This window comes from Pseudomonas sp. S3_B11 (genome assembly GCF_054667715.1).
Map to the genome: position 1 here is coordinate 554,938 of NZ_CP162749.1, position 17,639 is coordinate 572,576.

A 17,639-nucleotide genomic window follows, 5' to 3' on the forward strand; every position below is an offset into this window, starting at 1 on the left:
CTTTCATCGCGGGCAAGCCTTGCTCCCACAGACAAGCGGGATGGTGCTGGTGGGAGCAAAGCTTGCTCGCGAAACGGGCATCTCGATTTCTGCGAGAACGCGTCGCTTTCATCGCGGGCAAGCCTTGCTCCCACATAAATCCCCTCGCCATGTTGGTGTTACTCACAACCGCGGCGCCGGCACTTGATCGAGCAGTTGCCCCAGCACCTGGTCTACCGACAGCCCTTCGATGTCCAGTTCCGGCGCCAGGCGTACGCGATGGCGCAGCACGGCCAGGGCGCAGCCCTTGATGTCATCCGGCACCACGAACTCGCCCCCGCGCAACAACGCCCGGGCCCGGGCGCAACGTACCAGCGCAATCGAGGCGCGCGGGCCGGCGCCGAGGGTCAAGCCCGGCCAACTGCGGGTAGTACGGGCTAGGCGCACGGCGTAGTCGAGTACCTGGTCGTCCATCGGCAGGTCACTGGCAATGCGTTGCAGCGCTTGCACGTCCTTGGCCTGCAACACTATGCGCAGCGGCTGCACGTCGAGCATGTCGGCGCGGGTCGAGCGGCTGACCTGGCGCACCATGTCCAGCTCCTGGTCGGCGTCCGGGTAGTCCATGCGCACCTTGAGCATGAAGCGGTCGAGCTCGGCTTCCGGCAGCGGGTAGGTGCCTTCCTGTTCGATGGGGTTCTGGGTGGCGAGGACCATGAACGGCTGGCTGATGGGCAGGGCACGGCCTTCGAGGGTGACCTGGCGTTCCTGCATGGCTTCGAGCAGCGCGGCCTGGGTCTTGGCCGGTGCGCGGTTGATCTCGTCGGCCAGCAGCAGGTTGGTGAACACCGGGCCCTTGCGCAGCTTGAACTGCTCGGTCTGCAAGTCGTACACCGCGTGTCCGGTGACGTCGCTGGGCATCAGGTCGGGGGTGAACTGGATGCGCGCGAACTCGCCGTTGAAACAGCGAGCCAGGGCTCGCACCAGCAAAGTCTTGCCCAGCCCGGGAACACCCTCGAGCAGCACGTGCCCGCCGGCGATCAGTGCCGTGAGCACATCGTCGATCACCGCGCTCTGGCCGACCACCGCTTTACGCAGTTCCGTGCGGATGGCTTGGGCCAACTGACTGGCGCGCTGGCGCTGTTGGGCGGCGTGGGCCTGGCCGTCGACAGGTTCGTTCTGTTCAGTCATAAGGCATTCCTGAGGGTTTGCAAATGGGCGACCTGGCGGCAGAAGTCAGCGCGGGAGAGGCGCTGTTTCGGCCGGGGGCTCAAGGCCTGGCTGATGGCTCGCGTCGGTTGTCGGGTCAGGCGGGCGAGTACCTGCCATTGTTCGGCGACGGCCAGTTGTTCGAAGCCTGGGTGAAGATGACGGGCCCGGCGCAGCACGTCTTGTTGCAAGGCATGCAACAGGTACTCCTGGCCGTTGTGCCGCAGGTGGAAACCGGCGCTGGCCTGCACATGCTCTTCCAACTGACGCCGCGCCTTGGAGGCCGGTTGTTGCAGTGGGCCATGGCGCGCCGCTGAACGCCAGAACCACAGGGCAATCAAGGCCAGCAGCGCCACCAGTGCCTGAGGGAAATAACGCAGCAGCAGGGTCAGCAAGTTGTCGTGGTCGCTGTTGAACAGCAGCGTGACGTCCGTGTCGGCGCTCAAGTACCAGAGCAGCCAGGCATTGTCGTACTGCTCGATGGAGTCGTTCTTCCACAGCTCGGCGTCGGTGATCACGGTGATCGAGCCCAGACCGAGGTTCAACTGCATCATGTGGGTCGACAGCGCGCTGTTGGCCCAGGCCTGGGCCAGGTTATGCGGGTCTTCGAGGTGGAAGTCGGTGTCGAAGCCGATATACGCCGGCGCCTCTTCATCTTCCAGATAGAGCTTGGTCAGTTCCGGGTAACGGTCCTTGATCAATTCAGGGGCTGGCTCCTTGAGGTCCTTGCTCAAAAGTTGCCGCAGGCGCACGCGGTCGAGCAGCAGATCGCCGCTGCTGCCGGTGCTGTCGTCCCACAAGGCTTCGGCAACGAAGAGCAAGCGCCCGCCGGCCCGGGTCCAGTTCATCAGTTGTTCGACTTCCCGTGGCGTCATGTGGGTACGCTCGCCCAGCAACAGCAGGCTGTGCTGGCGAGGTTCCAGGGTGGGCAGCACGTCCAGGCTGTTGGCGTGCTCGACGTTGATACCCCGCTGGCGCAGGAAAAGTTCGGCGGCCAGGTAAGGATTGGTCTGGGCTTCAGGGGAGGGGCCGTGCTCGACGACCTCTTCATAGGGCTCGGCCTTGGTGTAGAGGTAGAGGCCGAATGCGCACACCAGCGCGGCCAGCACGGCGCCGATCAGCCACCCTGCGTGCCGGCTCATCGAGACGCTCCCGGACCGAACAGCTCGCGCCAGCCGTCACACAGTTCCTGTTGCAGGTGTGGCGGCGGTGGACGATGTCCATAGGCAATGTTCTGCCAATGCAGGGTCAGGTTTTTGCTGAAGCCCAGCAGGTTGCCCTGCTTGAGCTGTTCGACACGTTCCAGCACCTGGCCTTCGGTGTCGGCCGGTTTCAAGGGGATCTTGAAGTCATGATGCAATCGGCTGAGCAACGCCCGGTACAGCAGGCCCAGGGCTTCACGGGGTTGCGTGGCCCACAGTTGTTCGACGCTGGCGGCCACGTCGGCGGGCAGGCTCTCTTCGCGAATATCCAGGCCAAACATGCGCGCAGGTGCGGCACGCTCCACCGGCAGGCGCTGCGTCGGTCGGCGATTGACCAGGGCCTTGAGTCGTTCACGGTAGCGCCAGGCCAGCCAGACGATCGCCGCCACCAGGCAGGCCCACAGCACCACCTGGATCAGTGCGGCGGCGATGTCGAAACGTTGGCTGCCGAGCCATTTGAACAGGGTCTTGAGCCAGTTCGATTTCGCCTCGGTCTCGGTCTTGGGGGATTCGGCCGTTTCTTCGCCGAAACGATAACGGATGACGGTCTCGGGGTTCTTGAACGGCGGGGCGTCGAGGATTGCCTTGATACCGTCCCGGGAGGCCTCGCTGGTGAGGGGCTGGTTGAGCAGCCGCGGGCTGTCGGGGGCGTCGCTGTCTTCGGCGGCAAACGTCGGGGGCGCCAGCGGCAGCAGCATGAACACCAGCAGCATCAGCACTGGGGCCACGCCGCTCAGGCGCTGGCGCAGGCGCCGGAATACCAGTTCGATGTCCCACGCCTCGAGGATCGTGCGCCGGTTCAGGTAGAGGCTGAAGCCGCAGGCGACATACACCGGCTCCCACAGGATCAGCAGCAGTGGATAGAGGAAGTTGACCAGGTGTTCGAACCACAACCAGTCGTGCTCGGCCGCTGACACCAGCGTTTCCCAATCCCATTGCAGTTCGACTTGTTGCGGCACGAACAGATAGAACAGGGCCGTCAGGCCGAACCACAAGGCGGTTTCCAGGTGCATGCCGATGATGGTCAACCATTGCGCCGCGCCGCGGTTGCGTTGTTGCAATATCCGCAAGCGCTGCGCTCGCGCCTCACCGGCGAGGCCCTCGAGTTGCACAACCGGCATCACGAAGCTGCGGCTCAGGCTCAGCCGGCGCCAGGTCAGGCTGGCCAGCAACTGCGGCTTGAGCAGCGCAGGCCACTGACGCAACGCCTGCCGCAAGGTGGGGGTTTCGCCAAACAGTGCCTTGGACAGAATGTACAGCGGCAGCCGGTCGAAGGCCGGCTTCAACCACCAGAACAGCATCACCACCAGTGATGGTGAGTCCCACAGCAGCAGGGTCAGCAACAGGTACACCGGCAGCGTGATGATCGCCCAACTGGTCATCAGCAGGCGTCGATGCTGCTGGCTCATCAACACCCCAAGGTCCATGGCTTCCCAGGTGGTGCGTGGGCGGATGACGACGGTGGCGTCACTCAGGCGCATGGCGGACCCGTCCGGCAAGCGACAGATAGCTGATCACCAACAACCACAACAAGGCGCCCACCGTGTATTTGGTGGCCGGTGTCACGGCGCTGGAAGACCAGTAGGCCTCGATGAACGCGGCCATGAGCAAAAACAGCATCACACCGCCGATCATCAGCACGCTTTTGCCCGCCGCGAGCCGCAAGGCCTCGCCCCGGGTCAGGCGCCCCGGCGCGATCAACGCCCAGCCCAGTTGCAGGCCTGCGGCCCCGGCCAGGGCGATGGCGGTGAGTTCGAAGGCGCCGTGGCCGATCACGAACGACCAGAACGTCCCGCCAGAGCCGATCTGGGTCAGGTGCCCGGCCACCGCGCCAATGGTCAGGCCATTGAAAAACAGGAAAAACGCGCTCCCCAGGCCAAACATCAAGCCACTGGCAAAGGTCTGAAAGGCAATGCCGATGTTGTGCATGATGTAGTAACCGAACATGACCCAGTCCTCGCTGGCGGCCCGTTCGACCGAGCGCCCCAGGTGCCCGGACGCCGGGTCATACATGCTACGGATCTGGCTGATTTCGTCGGCGCCGAGCACGCTGTAGACCAGCTCCGGGAACAGATAGACCAGCAGCCCGATGCCCACCAGGCTGCCCAGGAACATCAGGCTGGCGGCCAGCACGAATCGCCATTGTTCACGCACCAGTCGGGGAAAACCGGCGAGGATAAACGCCGAGAGACTGGCCGAGGGTCGGCTGCGGTCCCGGTAGAGTTGCTGGTGACCGCGCAGCGCCAGTTGTTGCAGCGTGTCGACCAGCAAGCTGCTGTAGCCCCGGGCCTGGGCCAGTGCCAAGTGATGGCAAAGCCGTCGGTAGGTAGCGGGGAAGTCGCTGCTCTGGGGCACGCTGCGGCTGCGCTCCAGTTGGTCCAGTTGCCGGGTCAGGTGCTCCCATTCCCCTTGGTGACGGCTTTCGAACAGGCTTTGCTTCATGTCGGCCCCAGCAGGCCGCGGGCGACGCCATTGAGTTCGGCCGCGGCATTCGGCACTTGGACGTTCAGTGGCGCGGCCAGGATGGCAGCCAGTTCGTTGACCCGCGCTGGGGACAGTTCTGCCTGGCGTTCGGCGAAGCCCAGCACGGCGCGTTGCTCATGCAGGCTGAGGGTGAAAGGTGTTCGTATCGGTGCTGCCATCGGCAAGGCGGGGCGTTTGACCGGTTGTTCGCGATATACCACCAGCGTGCCGGCCGCGAGATCGCCCAGGCGCTTGAACGCCGGATGTTGCAGGCAACTGATGGCCCCGAAGGTGTAGCCGAAGGGCAGCATGTCGACGAAACGCAGCAGGTTGCGGATCAACGACGCCGACCAGCCGATGGGCCGGCCATCGTCCTGCACCACGCGCAGCCCCATGATCTGCTTGCCGGGAGAGCGCCCCTGGTTGAGCACCTCGAACAGCACCATGTACCACCAACTGACGACAAACAGCAGGATGGAGCCCAGGCCGATCCCCAGTTCGCCGAAAAACGCCAGGACCAGGAAGAAAAGCCCCAGGACCAGCCCGCGTATGCCCAGGTCGATGGCGAAAGCGATGGCTCGCGGCATCAATCCCGCCGGGCGCAGCGGCAGGTCGATGCCTTCGGGCGTTTCAACCTGATAGCGCGTGTCCAGGGGCGCGGGCAGCGTCGCGTTCCTTTGCAGTGCTGGTGTCTCGAGCATGGGCAACCTGTGATGGGCCAGACCGAATGTTCAATCTCGGCCCAGATGCTAGCAGTCTTCGTGCGGGCAAACGATAGAACTGTGTGTGTCATTTCATGGTTTGCAACAAGATTCGTGGGTACCGCAGATCAACTGTGGGAGCGAGCTTGCTCGCGATGACATCAGTCTATTCAACATTGATGCAAGCTGAACCACCGCTATCGCGAGCGAGCTCGCTCCCACATGGGGTGGGTGGTGGAGCGGCGCATTAGTCTTCAAAAGTTACAGGACTGCTGGTCGCAGGCGGGTTCGAGCGCCTAGACTTCGCCAGTCTTCAGTTCAGGAACAGCCCGTGACTTCCATTTTCTGGTACGACTACGAAACCACCGGCATCAACCCGCGTTGCGACCGACCCTTGCAGGTGGCGGGTATCCGTACCGATTTCGAGCTCAATGAAATCGACGAACCGGTGAACCTGTATTGCCGGCCCAGCGATGACATCCTGCCTCATCCGGCGGCCTGTGCGATTACCGGTATCACCCCGACATGCCTGGCCGAAAAAGGCTTGAGCGAAGCCGATTTCATGACCCGTGTCCATGGGCAACTGGCCGCGCCCGGTACCTGTGGCGCCGGCTACAACACCCTGCGCTTCGACGATGAAATGACCCGCTACAGCCTCTATCGAAATTTCTTCGACCCGTACGCGCGGGAATGGCAGGGCGGCAATAGTCGCTGGGATTTGATCGACCTGGTGCGCGCGGCCTATGCGTTGCGCCCGCAAGGCATTGTCTGGCCGCAAGAGGACGGTCGCGTGACCCTCAAGCTCGAGCGCCTGACCGCCGCCAATGGCATCGACCATGGCCAGGCCCACGATGCGTTGTCGGACGTGCGCGCGACCATTGCCCTGGCTCGGCTGATCCGTCAGCAGCAACCCCGGCTCTACGACTGGCTGTTCCAGTTGCGCAGCAAACAGAAGGTAATGGACCAGATCCGCCTGTTGCAGCCGATGGTGCATATTTCCGGTCGCTTCTCGGCGGCGCGCAACTACATCGGCGTGGTCTTGCCGCTGGCCTGGCACCCGAAAAACCGCAACGCCCTGATCGTCTGCGACCTGCACCTGGACCCCCAGGGCCTGCTGGACCACGATGCCGAAAGCCTGCGCCAGCGTTTGTATACCCGCCGTGAAGAACTGCTCGAAGGTGAGTTGCCGGTGCCGCTCAAGCTTATCCATATCAACAAATGCCCGGTGATCGCGCCGTTGTCGGTGCTGCGTGCCGAGGACCAGCAGCGACTGGAACTGGACATGGAGGGCTATCAGCAACGGGCATTGCGGCTAACTGACGCACAGAAAGTTTGGCAGGATAAACTTCAGGCTATTTATGGTCGGGAGGATTTCACCGCCAGCGAGGATCCCGAGCAACAGTTATACGCGGGCTTCCTGGGGGATCGCGATCGACGTTTATGTGAACAAGTCCGTATGGCGGATCCGCTGCAATTGACCCAAGAACGCTGGCCTTTTGATGATGAGCGTTTGCCGGAACTATTGTTCCGATATCGCGCGCGCAACTTTCCAGACACGTTGAATCCCGAAGAGCACGGGCGTTGGAGACTTTTCTGTCAACAACGGCTGTCATCCCCGGAATGGGGAGCGCCTAATACCTTGGAAAGTTTTGATGCGGCGATGAGGGAGTGGATGGCCCTGTCTACACCAGTACAGCAAGAAGTACTCAGGGAGTGGCAGGGTTACAGTCAGCAATTGCGCAAACGTTTAAGCCTTGAGCCGTGATGAAGTGAAAAGATGACAGGCAAAAAAACGCCAGCAATCGCTGGCGTTTTTTGTTCGCTAAGAACGGTGCGAACCGGTGAGGCTTAACCCAGCAGGGTTGCCCAGCCTTCAACCACGTCACCGCCCCACTTGGCTTTCCACTCTTTCAGAGTCTTGTGGTTGCCACCTTTGGTTTCGATGACTTCGCCGTTGTGCGGGTTCTTGTATTGCTTAACTTTGCGAGCGCGTTTGGTGCCGGTAGTTTTGACGGCGCCACGTGGGGCTTTGCTCGACTTGGCTTCTGGATCCAGCAGGGCAATGATGTCGCGCAGCGACTTGGAGTATTCGCCCATCAGTGTGCGCAGTTTGCCTTCGAATTCAAGCTCGGTTTGCAGTTTGTCGTCTTGGGACAGGTTTTTCAGGCGAGCTTGCAGTTCTTTGATGGCTTCTTCTGTGGCACGGTATTCATTGATCAAGGACATGTGGACTACCTTATGTAGGACGCGGGTGACAAGGAGACAGTGTGGCAATAGTAATCAGACAGTTTCATCAAGTAAACATTTAACCGGTGTTTTATTTAATTAATTAGTGCTGTGCCACAAAAACGCCTGTTGCAGTTAAATACTGCGGCAGAGTCTTCACATCTGTTCACACATATAATCCGCCTTCCCGACCCTCGCAGGCTGTGACCTGGGCTGTCGCCCATGATTCGGCGCGTCATCGATACTGCAGTTTTGCCGCGCAATGGCTAGAATGGCCGCCTTTGCGAAGTTCTGGAGTTTCCCTAATGCGCACTTTTCGTCTGGTGATTGCTTGTCCGGACCGCGTCGGCATCGTTGCTAAAGTCAGTAACTTTCTGGCGTCCCATAACGGCTGGATCACCGAAGCGAGCCATCACTCGGACAATCAAAGCGGTTGGTTTTTCATGCGTCACGAGATTCGTGCCGACTCGCTGCCCTTTGGTATCGAAGCCTTTCGTGAAGCATTCGCTCCCATTGCCGAAGAGTTCTCGATGGACTGGCGTATCACCGACACCGCGCAGAAAAAACGCGTGGTGCTGATGGCCAGCCGCGAGTCTCATTGCCTGGCTGACCTGCTGCACCGCTGGCACAGCGATGAGCTCGATTGCGACATCGCCTGTGTGATTTCCAACCATGACGACTTGCGCAGCATGGTGGAATGGCACGGCATCCCTTACTACCATGTGCCGGTCAACCCTCAGGACAAGCAGCCGGCGTTCGCCGAAGTCTCGCGGCTGGTCAAGCAGCATGATGCCGAGGTGGTGGTGCTGGCCCGCTACATGCAGATCCTGCCGCCGGCCTTGTGCCGCGAATACGCCCATAAGGTCATCAACATCCACCACAGCTTCCTGCCATCGTTCGTCGGTGCCAAGCCGTACCACCAGGCGTCGATGCGCGGTGTGAAGCTGATTGGCGCCACCTGTCACTACGTGACCGAAGAGCTGGATGCCGGCCCGATCATCGAGCAGGACGTGGTGCGCGTCAGCCACAGCGACAGCATCGAAGACATGGTGCGTTTCGGCCGTGACGTAGAGAAGATGGTGTTGGCCAGGGGCCTGCGTTATCACCTGGAAGACCGGGTGCTGGTGCACGGCAACAAGACCGTGGTGTTCTGACTACACTGCAAAGGGCCTGGAGGAGCGATCGCCAGGCCCTTTTTTCATGAGGTTCGCCATGACCGATCCATTGGACAAAGCCACCTCCAAGGCGCCGGCGACCCTGGGCGAGGGCTGCCTCAGCCGCTATGACCCAGATGCGTTGGGCCCGGAGGACGGCACTGAGTTTCCCGATGCCGCGCAATTGTGGGAGCAACTGCATCCCCAGGACGAGCCCGAACAGAAGCCGTGATGCGTCAGGCCTGTCTGAGCCTGACCAGTTTCTTGAGCAACGGTCGCCCGACCATCAGGAAGAACACCGGCCCGCCGGCCACCAGATAAAAGTAATAGGTCACCGCCCGCCAGATCAGAATCGCCGCCGCTGCGGTGGATTTGCCCACCATGGGGGCCAGCAGCGCCGCCGAAGTCAATTCGGCCGCCCCGGCACCGCCCGGCAGCAGGCTGAACTGTCCCGCACTCAAGGACAGCATCTGGATCAGGAAACTCCAGGCCCACTGCAGATCCGCTCCCAGCCCCTTCAACGCCAGGTACAACACGCTGTAGCGCAGCGCCCAATGCAGGCAGGTCAGGCCGAAGACCTGGAACAGTGTCTGTTTTGGCAGTTTCAAGGTGTCGGTGAACGCCGCCAGGAAGCTCAGGATCTTGCGCGCCCAGCGTCGACGGGTAACGGCTTTTACGCGCAGGTGGCGAAGCAGTCGAGCACCCAGCAGAATCAATCTGCGGTGATAGCGGGCCACCAACACGCAGCCAAACAGCCCGCCAAACAATGAAATCGCGCTTAACGCCAGCATCCATTCCATGCGCTGGCTGAGGTTCTGGAACAGCGCGTAACACAGAATGCCGACCAAGGCGCAGAGGAAGAACAGCAAGTCGCTCAATTGATCCATGGCAAACACCGCGCTGCCATGGGCCGGGCGTACGCCGTTGCGCGCCAGCAGGGCCATCAGCGTCAGTGGGCCGCCACTGCCACCGGGCGTCGCGCACATGGCGAACTCGGTGGACATCACCACGCCGATGCTTTTCAGCCCGCCGATCCGCCCACGGTGTTCCCCCAGCAGCAGGCGCAAGCGCACGGAGTTCAAGCCCCAGCACAGCACGATCATGCCGAGCATGGCCAGCAGTAGCGACAACGGAAAGCGCTGCACCCGTGACCACATTTCCCCGCCGCCGACCAGCAGCGGCACCAGTAGCGCTGTGAGCAGGGCGGCGCCCAGCCAGATCAGCCGTTTCATGCGGCGCTGCTGACCCGCAGCCCCTGGGTCGCCAGCCAGCCGACTTTGGTCATGGGTACACGACCGTCGTTGAGCAGGCGTTCGAGGGTGCGCAGCCAATAGTCCCGGGAAAAGGTATGGCGCATGTCCACTGGGTGCAGGCCCAGGCGAATCACCGGGGCCTGGCGCCAGCGCTGTTCGCGTTGGTCGCTGATGACTTTCGACAGGCCACGGCGCCAGGCGCTGCGGGCACTCCAGACCAGCCCCGGCGCGTCGATGGCAGTGAAGTCGGGCAGGCGATAAAGGTGTTGGGTGTCACTGGTGTAGCTTAGCGGCAACTGGCGCAAGGCCTGGCGCGTGCCTTCGCTCATCAACCAGGCGGGGGCGACGAAACCCTCCAGCGGCCAGTGGTAGCGTTCAAAGGTGTCGATCCCGGCGCGCAGGCGGGCGAGGGCGGCGGCCTCGGACAGGTTGTAGAACTCACCTTCGTGGGTATAGACCCGGCGCATGAACCAGTCCTTGGGGTGACGGGCAACAGGACCGTCGTCGCAATGGTAGTAGCCATGCAACACCAGTTCGTCGCCGCGCTCGACCCGGCTGTCGAGCAGGCGCCGAAAGCCAGGATGAGCCTCCAAGGCATTGTGGCGATGAAAGTCCGGCACCACCAACCAGGTCATCGGCACCTGGCCGAGGGCGTCAACGGCGTCAACGAAGGGCTGGTAGTCGGGCCAGGTTTGCGGTGCCACGTCGTGTAGCACCAGGAGGACGCTAGTGTCCTGTATCACAAATACTGTTCCTTTTTAACGGTGTCTGTTGTCGTCATGCTGCGTTGCCTCCTCGCCATAGCGGGCTATGACTCGTCGCGGCGCCTTGCCTGACGACAACAGCCACTCGCCAAGAAAGAAACGTATTTGCGAAACACGACACTGGACGAGTGATTCATCGACACGGACCTCGCCTCAACCATTGGCCTGCAGTGGCATCTGCTCGCCGAGCACGGCGTAGTAGTGCCCCAGCAAACTGTTGACCACGGTATCCCAGGCGTAATGACGCTCCACGTGCCGGCGTGCCAATATCCCCCGGCGCTGACAGCCTTCGGAAAACAGTTGGCGCACGGCATTGGCCATGGCCTGTGGGTTGTTGGGCATGCACAGCAGGCCGCAGTCTTCGTCGACGATTTCGGTGAAGGCCCCGGCCGCCACCGCCACCACGGGAATGCCACTGGCCATGGCTTCGAGGATCACCAGGCCGAAGGTTTCCTGGTCACCGGCGTGCAGCAGGGCATCGGCGCTGGCCATGAGCCGGGCGACTTGCGGCGCCGGGCAGAATTCATCGATCACCGTGACGTTGTCCGGCACCAAGGCGGGCATCGACGAGCCCACCAACAGCAGGTGGTAGCGTTCGCCCAGGCGTTTCATGCACTTGAGCAGCACCGGCAGGTTTTTTTCCTTGGAGCCACGACCGGCGAAAATCAGCAGGCGCGCGTCTTCGGCGATGCCCAACTCGGCGCGCAACTCCGGGTCACGGGCGGCCGGGTTGAAGGTTTGCAGGTCGACGCCCAACGGTTGCACGTAGACGTTCTTGACCCCCAACCCGGTCAGTTTGTCGGCCATGACCTGGCTCGGCGCCAGGACCCGGTCGAAATTGCCGTACAACTTGCTGACATAAGCTTCGATGTTGGGGGTGAACCAGTTGCCCATGCGGTTGCTGACCAGCAGTGGCAGGTCGGAGTGATAGAAACCGATGACGGGCACGTCGAGCTGGCGACGGGCATCCAGCGCGGCCCAGGCCGTAAGGTAGGGATCGCCGACTTCAATCAGATCGGGCTGTAGATCGCGCAGGACATTGCGCCAGGGGGCCAGGCGAAGGGGGAAGCGATAGCCCTTGCCGAACGGCAGTGCAGGGGCCGGGACCTTGTAGATCCCGTCGTGCTCGCTCAAATGCGCGCCGGGGATCAACAGACTGTGGCGAATACCGGGCCGATCGCCCAGGCGCCGGTGCTTGGCATCCAGATAAGTGCGCACGCCTCCGCTGGCGGGGGCGTAGAACATGGTTATGTCCGCTATATGCACGATGAACGTCCCTCCGGTCAGTGTTCTCCTGTGTTGACCTTTAGTAAGAATAGATGTTCGGTTGGGGTTGTGGGGTTGTGGGGTTGTGGGGTTTGACAGGGCCTCATCGCGAGCAAGCTCGCTCCCACAGGAGAGGCACAGATCCCATGTGGGAGCGAGCTTGCTCGCGATAGGGCCAGTCCGGGTTCGCAGGCTATTATTCCTGACGCCAGGGGCTTAATGCGCCAGGCATGCTTTTATATAAGCGTGCAAAATGGCGTCACATCGCAAACACCACGGGTGACCACATGCCTGACTCATCGCAACTTGTTATCGGGGCCGACCTTAGCGGCCAGCCCATCGCCCAGGCCATGCGCCTGGCGAACCGTCATGGTCTGGTGGCGGGCGCCACCGGTACCGGCAAGACCGTCACCTTGCAGCGCCTGGCCGAAATGTTCAGCGACGCCGGCGTGGCGGTGTTCGCGGCGGACATCAAGGGTGACCTGTGCGGCCTCGGCGCGGCGGGCAACCCCCAGGGCAAGATCGCCGAGCGCATCGCCGGCATGCCTTGGCTCAATCACAAGCCCCAGGCTTATCCGGTGACCTTGTGGGATATCCACGGCCAGTCCGGTCATCCGCTGCGCACCACCTTGAGTGAAATGGGCCCGTTGTTGATCGGCAGTCTGCTGGAACTGACGGACAGCCAGCAGTCGGCGCTCTACGCCGCGTTCAAGGTGGCCGACCGCGAAGGGCTGTTGCTGCTGGACCTCAAGGACCTGAAGGCGCTGCTCAACCATCTCAAGGACAACCCCGAGTTGCTGGGGGACGACGCGGCCCTGATGACCACCGGCTCCAGCCAGGCGTTGTTGCGACGTTTGTCCACCCTGGAACAGCAGGGCGCGGACGCGTTGTTCGGCGAGCCGGCGTTGCAGCTCGAAGACATCCTGCAACCGGCCAGTGATGGCCGTGGTCGCATTCACTTGCTCGACGCCAGCCGTCTGGTCCATGAGGCGCCGAAGGTCTACGCGACGTTCCTGTTGTGGCTGCTGGCCGAGCTGTTCGAGCAGTTACCCGAGCGCGGCGATGCGGACAAACCGCTGTTGGCGCTGTTCTTCGACGAGGCGCATTTGCTTTTTGCCGGCACTCCCAAGGCCTTGCAGGAACGCCTGGAGCAAGTGGTGCGGCTGATCCGTTCCAAGGGTGTGGGGGTGTATTTCGTGACCCAGTCGCCGGGCGACTTGCCGGACGACGTGCTGGCGCAGTTGGGCTTGCGCATCCAGCACGGGTTGCGGGCCTTCACTGCCAAGGAGCAGAAATCCCTGCGGGCGGTGGCCGACGGCTTCCGGCCCAACCCGCAGTTCGATGCCCTGGCGGTGCTGACCGAACTGGGCATCGGTGAAGCCCTGGTGGGCACCTTGCAGGAAAAAGGTACGCCGGAAGTGGTCCAGCGGGTGTTGGTGGCGCCACCGCAATCGCGCATCGGGCCGCTGAGCGAAGCCGAGCGCGCCGGGTTGATCGCCAGTTCGCCGTTGCAAGGGCGCTATGACAAACCCATAGATCGCGAATCGGCCTATGAAGTGCTGATGGGCCGTAAAGGGCTGGAACCGCAGGCCGAAGAGGCGCCGGGCAAGCCGACGGCGGAAGAACCGAGCTTCACCGAAAAGGCCGGCGAGTTTCTCGGCACCGCGGCCGGCCAGGCATTGAAATCGGCCATGCGCCAGGCGGCCAATCAGTTGGGCCGGCAATTGGTGCGTGGGTTGATGGGGTCGTTGCTTGGTGGCAGCAAGCGCCGGTAGTCAGGGCCGAGTCGCCGCCATCGCGAGCAGGCTCGCCCCCACAAGGATTGGCGTCGTACACGAAATAGGTGTCCGCCGCAGATCCCCTGTGGGAGCGAGCTTGCTCGCGATAGCTATCCAACCGGCGCCGAAAGTCTCAATCCTTTGGCCGCGCATGCGCCGCCAACCGCTCCAGCGCCGCCCGCAGGTTGGGGTCGGTGATGCCATCCGCCGTGGCCTGAATGGTCGCGGCGGCGTCGGTGGACAAATCCAGCGTGTGCCCCTTGGCGCCGACCTGGACGGTGGGCGGTTGCACCTTGAACAGGATTCGCGTCAGGTTGGCGAATTCTTCGAACGCCTGGAGTTGGCGCAGCAGGCGTTTTTGCTGGTAGCGCAGGCGCGTGGCCCAGTGGCCGTCGGTGACGATCAGCAGCAAGCTGCCTTCGCGCCAGGAGGCCACGTGGCAATGCTCGCGCGCGGCCGGTTGCAACTGGCTGTCGAGCAGGCGTTGCAAGTGGCCCAGGCGTTTGGCGTGGCCAAAGATGGCTTTCAGCGGCTTGGCTTCGCGCAGCAGAACGGCGGGTGCCTTGGCTGGAAGAGGGCGAAAGGCCATGAATGAATACCGCAAGTGACAGAGGCACCATGGTAGCAGAAAGCGCCGGATGCGCCTCGACCCTCTCGCCCAGCGGCTTTTGGCTGCACAATCAATGATTAACTTCTGCGCTGGGTGGGTTGAAGTTCGCGCAAAAGCCCTTATTTTATGCAAGCCCCGTCACAGCGCTGTGCCAGCATCGTGGAATAACGCCACTTTCCTCTCCATCGTTTCCGGGTAGAATGCTCGTTCGCATGCGGCCATGAGGGCTGCACGGGCGACTCACGGGGCCGCCCTCCATCCCTTTAGTGTGGAAGATCCTGCCGATATGTTTGCGCCTTTGTTAAAGAAACTTTTTGGAAGCAAGAACGAGCGTGAAGTCAAGCGCATGCTCAAGACGGTACAGACTGTCAATGCCTTCGAAGAGCAAATGGTGGCCCTTTCGGACGATCAGTTACGCGCCAAGACTGCCGAATTCAAGGACCGCATCGCCAAGGGGGAAACCCTTGACCAGCTCCTGCCTGAAGCCTTTGCGGTCGCCCGTGAAGCCGGCAAGCGGATCATGGGCATGCGCCACTTCGACGTTCAGTTGATCGGCGGCATGACCTTGCACGAAGGCAAGATCGCCGAAATGCGTACCGGTGAGGGCAAGACCCTCGTGGCGACCTTGGGTGTGTACCTCAACGCGCTGTCCGGCAAGGGCGTGCACGTAGTGACGGTCAACGACTACCTGGCCCGCCGCGACGCCAACTGGATGCGCCCGCTCTACGAGTTCCTCGGCCTGACTGTCGGCGTCGTCACGCCGTTCCAGCCGCCGGAAGAGAAGCGCGCCGCCTACGCCGCCGACATCACCTACGGCACCAACAACGAATTCGGGTTCGACTACCTGCGCGACAACATGGCGTTCAGCATGGAAGAAAAATTCCAGCGTGAACTCAATTTTGCCGTGATCGACGAAGTCGACTCCATCCTCATCGACGAAGCCCGTACCCCGCTGATCATTTCCGGTCAGGCCGAGGACAGCTCCAAGCTGTACATCGAGATCAACAAGCTGATCCCGCAGCTCAAGTTGCACGTCGAGGAAGTCGAAGGCGAAGTGACCCAGGCCGGGCACTACACCGTTGACGAGAAGACCCGTCAGGTCGAGCTCAACGAAGCGGGTCACCAGTTCGTCGAGGAAATGCTCACCCGTGTTGGTTTGCTGGCCGAAGGCGAGAGCCTGTACTCGGCCCACAACCTGGGCCTGCTGACCCACGTTTATGCTGGCCTGCGTGCGCACAAGCTGTTCCATCGCAACGTCGAATACATCGTGCAGGACGGCCAGGTCGTACTGGTGGACGAACACACCGGCCGTACCATGCCGGGTCGTCGCCTGTCCGAAGGCCTGCACCAGGCCATCGAAGCGAAGGAAGGCCTGAATATCCAGGCCGAGAGCCAGACCCTGGCCTCGACCACCTTCCAGAACTACTTCCGCCTGTACAACAAGCTGTCCGGCATGACCGGTACCGCTGATACCGAAGCGTTCGAGTTCCACCAGATCTACGGCCTGCAAGTGGTGGTGATTCCGCCGAACAAGCCGCTGGCCCGTAAAGACTACAACGACCTGGTGTTCCTGACCGCCGAAGAGAAGTACGCGGCGATCATCAACGACATCAAGGACGGCATGGCCCAGGGCCGTCCGATCCTGGTGGGTACCGCCACCATCGAGACTTCCGAGCACATGTCCGCCCTGCTCAACAAGGAAGGCATCGAGCACAAGGTCCTCAACGCCAAGTTCCACGAGAAGGAAGCCGAGATCATCGCCCAGGCCGGTCGCCCGGGTGCGCTGACCATCGCCACCAACATGGCTGGCCGTGGTACCGACATTCTCTTGGGCGGCAACTGGGAAGTGGAAGTCGCCAGCCTGGAAAGCCCGACCCCAGAGCAGATCGCGCAGATCAAGGCCGACTGGCAGAAACGTCACCAGCAGGTGCTGGAGTCCGGCGGTTTGCAGGTGATCGCTTCCGAGCGTCACGAGTCGCGTCGTATCGACAACCAGCTGCGTGGCCGTGCCGGTCGCCAGGGTGACGCCGGTTCCAGCCGTTTCTACCTGTCCCTGGAAGACAGCCTGATGCGCATCTTCGCCTCTGACCGGGTGAAGAACTTCATGAAGGCCCTGGGCATGCAACCGGGCGAGGCGATCGAGCACCGCATGGTGACCAACGCCATCGAGAAGGCCCAGCGCAAGGTCGAAGGTCGCAACTTCGATATCCGCAAGCAATTGCTCGAGTTCGATGACGTCAACAACGAACAGCGTAAAGTGATCTATCACATGCGTAACAGTTTGTTGGCCGCCGACAACATTGGCGAAACCATCGCCGATTTCCGCCAGGACGTGCTCAACGCAACCGTCAGCGCCCACATCCCGCCGCAGTCGCTGCCGGAGCAGTGGGACGTCGCCGGCCTGGAAGCCGCCCTGCAGAGCGACTTCGGCGTGGCATTGCCGATCCAGCAATGGCTCGACGAAGACGATCACCTGTATGAAGAAACCCTGCGCGAGAAACTGCTGGCCGAACTGATCGCTGCCTACAACGAGAAGGAAGACCAGGCGGGCGCCGAGGCGCTGCGTTCCTTCGAGAAGCAGATTGTGCTGCGGGTACTGGACGACTTGTGGAAAGACCACCTGTCGACCATGGACCACCTGCGTCACGGTATCCATTTGCGTGGTTACGCCCAGAAGAACCCGAAGCAGGAGTACAAGCGCGAGTCCTACACGCTGTTCTCCGAGTTGCTCGACTCGATCAAGCGCGACTCGATCCGTGTGCTGTCCCACGTTCAGGTTCGCCGCGAAGACCCGGCCGAAGAAGAAGCCCGCTTGCGCCAGGAAGCCGAAGCCCTGGCTGCGCGCATGCAGTTCGAACACGCCGAAGCCCCGGGCCTGGAAGTGGTCGCCGAAGAGGGCGTCGATGTGGATGTCGCCTTGGCGACCGCACCGGTGCGCAACGAGCAGAAGCTGGGCCGTAACGAACTGTGCTATTGCGGTTCGGGCAAGAAATACAAGCATTGCCACGGGCAGATCCAATAATCCCGTTTCAACGCT

15 protein-coding genes are annotated in these 17,639 nt (G+C 62.0%); 5 read left to right on the top strand and 10 right to left on the bottom strand.

Annotated elements, in window-relative coordinates:
* Positions 1-162: 162 nt before the first annotated feature.
* From AB4O22_RS02510 to AB4O22_RS02530, 5 genes are read right to left on the bottom strand one after another with little or no spacing between them, the layout of a single operon-like run.
* Entirely contained in the window at positions 163-1,167 is a 1,005-nt protein-coding gene (locus AB4O22_RS02510; RefSeq protein ID WP_003205102.1) for an AAA family ATPase, read from the bottom strand.
* Entirely contained in the window at positions 1,164-2,327 is a 1,164-nt protein-coding gene (locus tag AB4O22_RS02515; RefSeq protein WP_460105786.1) for a DUF4350 domain-containing protein, read from the bottom strand. Before AB4O22_RS02515 ends, AB4O22_RS02510 begins: the two co-directional genes overlap by 4 nt.
* Positions 2,324-3,868 (bottom strand): DUF4129 domain-containing protein, encoded by a 1,545-nt coding sequence (locus AB4O22_RS02520; RefSeq protein ID WP_223472719.1) that lies wholly within the window; start codon positions 3,866-3,868, stop codon positions 2,324-2,326. The genes AB4O22_RS02515 and AB4O22_RS02520 overlap by 4 nt, the downstream gene beginning before the upstream one ends.
* Positions 3,855-4,829: a stage II sporulation protein M gene (locus tag AB4O22_RS02525; protein ID WP_223472718.1), complete on the bottom strand. Its 975-nt coding sequence runs from the start codon at positions 4,827-4,829 to the stop codon at positions 3,855-3,857. The genes AB4O22_RS02520 and AB4O22_RS02525 overlap by 14 nt, the downstream gene beginning before the upstream one ends.
* Positions 4,826-5,551: an RDD family protein gene (locus AB4O22_RS02530; RefSeq protein ID WP_223472717.1), complete on the bottom strand. Its 726-nt coding sequence runs from the start codon at positions 5,549-5,551 to the stop codon at positions 4,826-4,828. The genes AB4O22_RS02525 and AB4O22_RS02530 overlap by 4 nt, the downstream gene beginning before the upstream one ends.
* A 331-nt stretch (positions 5,552-5,882) precedes the next feature.
* On the opposite strand from AB4O22_RS02530, the gene sbcB reads away from it, so the two are divergent.
* Positions 5,883-7,316 carry an exodeoxyribonuclease I gene (gene sbcB, locus AB4O22_RS02535; RefSeq protein WP_013694117.1) on the top strand — a complete coding sequence of 478 codons (1,434 nt, stop codon included), beginning with the start codon at positions 5,883-5,885 and terminating at the stop codon, positions 7,314-7,316.
* A gap of 83 nt (positions 7,317-7,399) precedes the next feature.
* Here the strand turns inward: sbcB and mvaT are convergent, their stop codons facing one another.
* Positions 7,400-7,777 (bottom strand): histone-like nucleoid-structuring protein MvaT, encoded by a 378-nt coding sequence (mvaT, locus tag AB4O22_RS02540; protein ID WP_003205091.1) that lies wholly within the window; start codon positions 7,775-7,777, stop codon positions 7,400-7,402.
* A 305-nt stretch (positions 7,778-8,082) separates the two neighbouring features.
* Between mvaT and purU the strand changes: the two genes are divergently transcribed.
* Positions 8,083-8,931, top strand: coding sequence for a formyltetrahydrofolate deformylase (gene purU / locus AB4O22_RS02545; RefSeq protein WP_003205089.1), 849 nt, complete (start codon positions 8,083-8,085; stop codon positions 8,929-8,931).
* Between the two features lie 58 nt (positions 8,932-8,989).
* On the top strand, positions 8,990-9,163 hold the full coding sequence (locus AB4O22_RS02550; RefSeq protein ID WP_003205087.1) for a hypothetical protein: 174 nt from the start codon (positions 8,990-8,992) through the stop codon (positions 9,161-9,163).
* 4 nt (positions 9,164-9,167) lie between these two features.
* On the opposite strand, the gene AB4O22_RS02555 is transcribed toward AB4O22_RS02550, so the two are convergent.
* The 3 genes from AB4O22_RS02555 to AB4O22_RS02565 all read right to left on the bottom strand — a co-directional run bounded on the left by AB4O22_RS02555 (position 9,168) and on the right by AB4O22_RS02565 (position 12,193).
* The gene (locus AB4O22_RS02555) at positions 9,168-10,163 is read right to left on the bottom strand and encodes a lysylphosphatidylglycerol synthase transmembrane domain-containing protein (RefSeq protein WP_053163188.1); all 996 of its coding nucleotides are present in this window, start codon (positions 10,161-10,163) and stop codon (positions 9,168-9,170) included.
* Positions 10,160-10,924: a DUF2334 domain-containing protein gene (locus AB4O22_RS02560; protein WP_460097779.1), complete on the bottom strand. Its 765-nt coding sequence runs from the start codon at positions 10,922-10,924 to the stop codon at positions 10,160-10,162. The genes AB4O22_RS02555 and AB4O22_RS02560 overlap by 4 nt, the downstream gene beginning before the upstream one ends.
* A 177-nt stretch (positions 10,925-11,101) precedes the next feature.
* Entirely contained in the window at positions 11,102-12,193 is a 1,092-nt protein-coding gene (locus AB4O22_RS02565) for a glycosyltransferase family 4 protein (protein ID WP_460095840.1), read from the bottom strand.
* Positions 12,194-12,501: 308 nt separating this feature from the next.
* Between AB4O22_RS02565 and AB4O22_RS02570 the strand changes: the two genes are divergently transcribed.
* Entirely contained in the window at positions 12,502-13,989 is a 1,488-nt protein-coding gene (locus AB4O22_RS02570; RefSeq protein WP_003205079.1) for a helicase HerA-like domain-containing protein, read from the top strand.
* Positions 13,990-14,125: 136 nt separating this feature from the next.
* Here AB4O22_RS02570 and AB4O22_RS02575 read toward each other — a convergent pair whose 3' ends face one another.
* Entirely contained in the window at positions 14,126-14,581 is a 456-nt protein-coding gene (locus AB4O22_RS02575) for a DUF721 domain-containing protein (protein WP_003205074.1), read from the bottom strand.
* A gap of 307 nt (positions 14,582-14,888) precedes the next feature.
* Here AB4O22_RS02575 and secA point away from each other — a divergent pair, with 307 nt between their 5' ends.
* Positions 14,889-17,624 carry a preprotein translocase subunit SecA gene (gene secA / locus AB4O22_RS02580; RefSeq protein ID WP_003205071.1) on the top strand — a complete coding sequence of 912 codons (2,736 nt, stop codon included), beginning with the start codon at positions 14,889-14,891 and terminating at the stop codon, positions 17,622-17,624.
* Positions 17,625-17,639: the final 15 nt, after the last annotated feature.

Bases quoted from the DNA above. Each gene is read 5' to 3' on its own strand.
- AB4O22_RS02510 (WP_003205102.1), bottom strand. From the start codon at position 1,167: ATGACTGAACAGAACGAACCTGTCGACGGCCAGGCCCACGCCGCCCAA.
- AB4O22_RS02515 (WP_460105786.1), bottom strand. From the start codon at position 2,327: ATGAGCCGGCACGCAGGGTGGCTGATCGGCGCCGTGCTGGCCGCGCTG.
- AB4O22_RS02520 (WP_223472719.1), bottom strand. From the start codon at position 3,868: ATGCGCCTGAGTGACGCCACCGTCGTCATCCGCCCACGCACCACCTGG.
- AB4O22_RS02525 (WP_223472718.1), bottom strand. From the start codon at position 4,829: ATGAAGCAAAGCCTGTTCGAAAGCCGTCACCAAGGGGAATGGGAGCAC.
- AB4O22_RS02530 (WP_223472717.1), bottom strand. From the start codon at position 5,551: ATGCTCGAGACACCAGCACTGCAAAGGAACGCGACGCTGCCCGCGCCC.
- mvaT (WP_003205091.1), bottom strand. From the start codon at position 7,777: ATGTCCTTGATCAATGAATACCGTGCCACAGAAGAAGCCATCAAAGAA.
- purU (WP_003205089.1), top strand. From the start codon at position 8,083: ATGCGCACTTTTCGTCTGGTGATTGCTTGTCCGGACCGCGTCGGCATC.
- AB4O22_RS02550 (WP_003205087.1), top strand. From the start codon at position 8,990: ATGACCGATCCATTGGACAAAGCCACCTCCAAGGCGCCGGCGACCCTG.
- AB4O22_RS02555 (WP_053163188.1), bottom strand. From the start codon at position 10,163: ATGAAACGGCTGATCTGGCTGGGCGCCGCCCTGCTCACAGCGCTACTG.
- AB4O22_RS02565 (WP_460095840.1), bottom strand. From the start codon at position 12,193: ATGTTCTACGCCCCCGCCAGCGGAGGCGTGCGCACTTATCTGGATGCC.
- AB4O22_RS02570 (WP_003205079.1), top strand. From the start codon at position 12,502: ATGCCTGACTCATCGCAACTTGTTATCGGGGCCGACCTTAGCGGCCAG.
- AB4O22_RS02575 (WP_003205074.1), bottom strand. From the start codon at position 14,581: ATGGCCTTTCGCCCTCTTCCAGCCAAGGCACCCGCCGTTCTGCTGCGC.
- secA (WP_003205071.1), top strand. From the start codon at position 14,889: ATGTTTGCGCCTTTGTTAAAGAAACTTTTTGGAAGCAAGAACGAGCGT.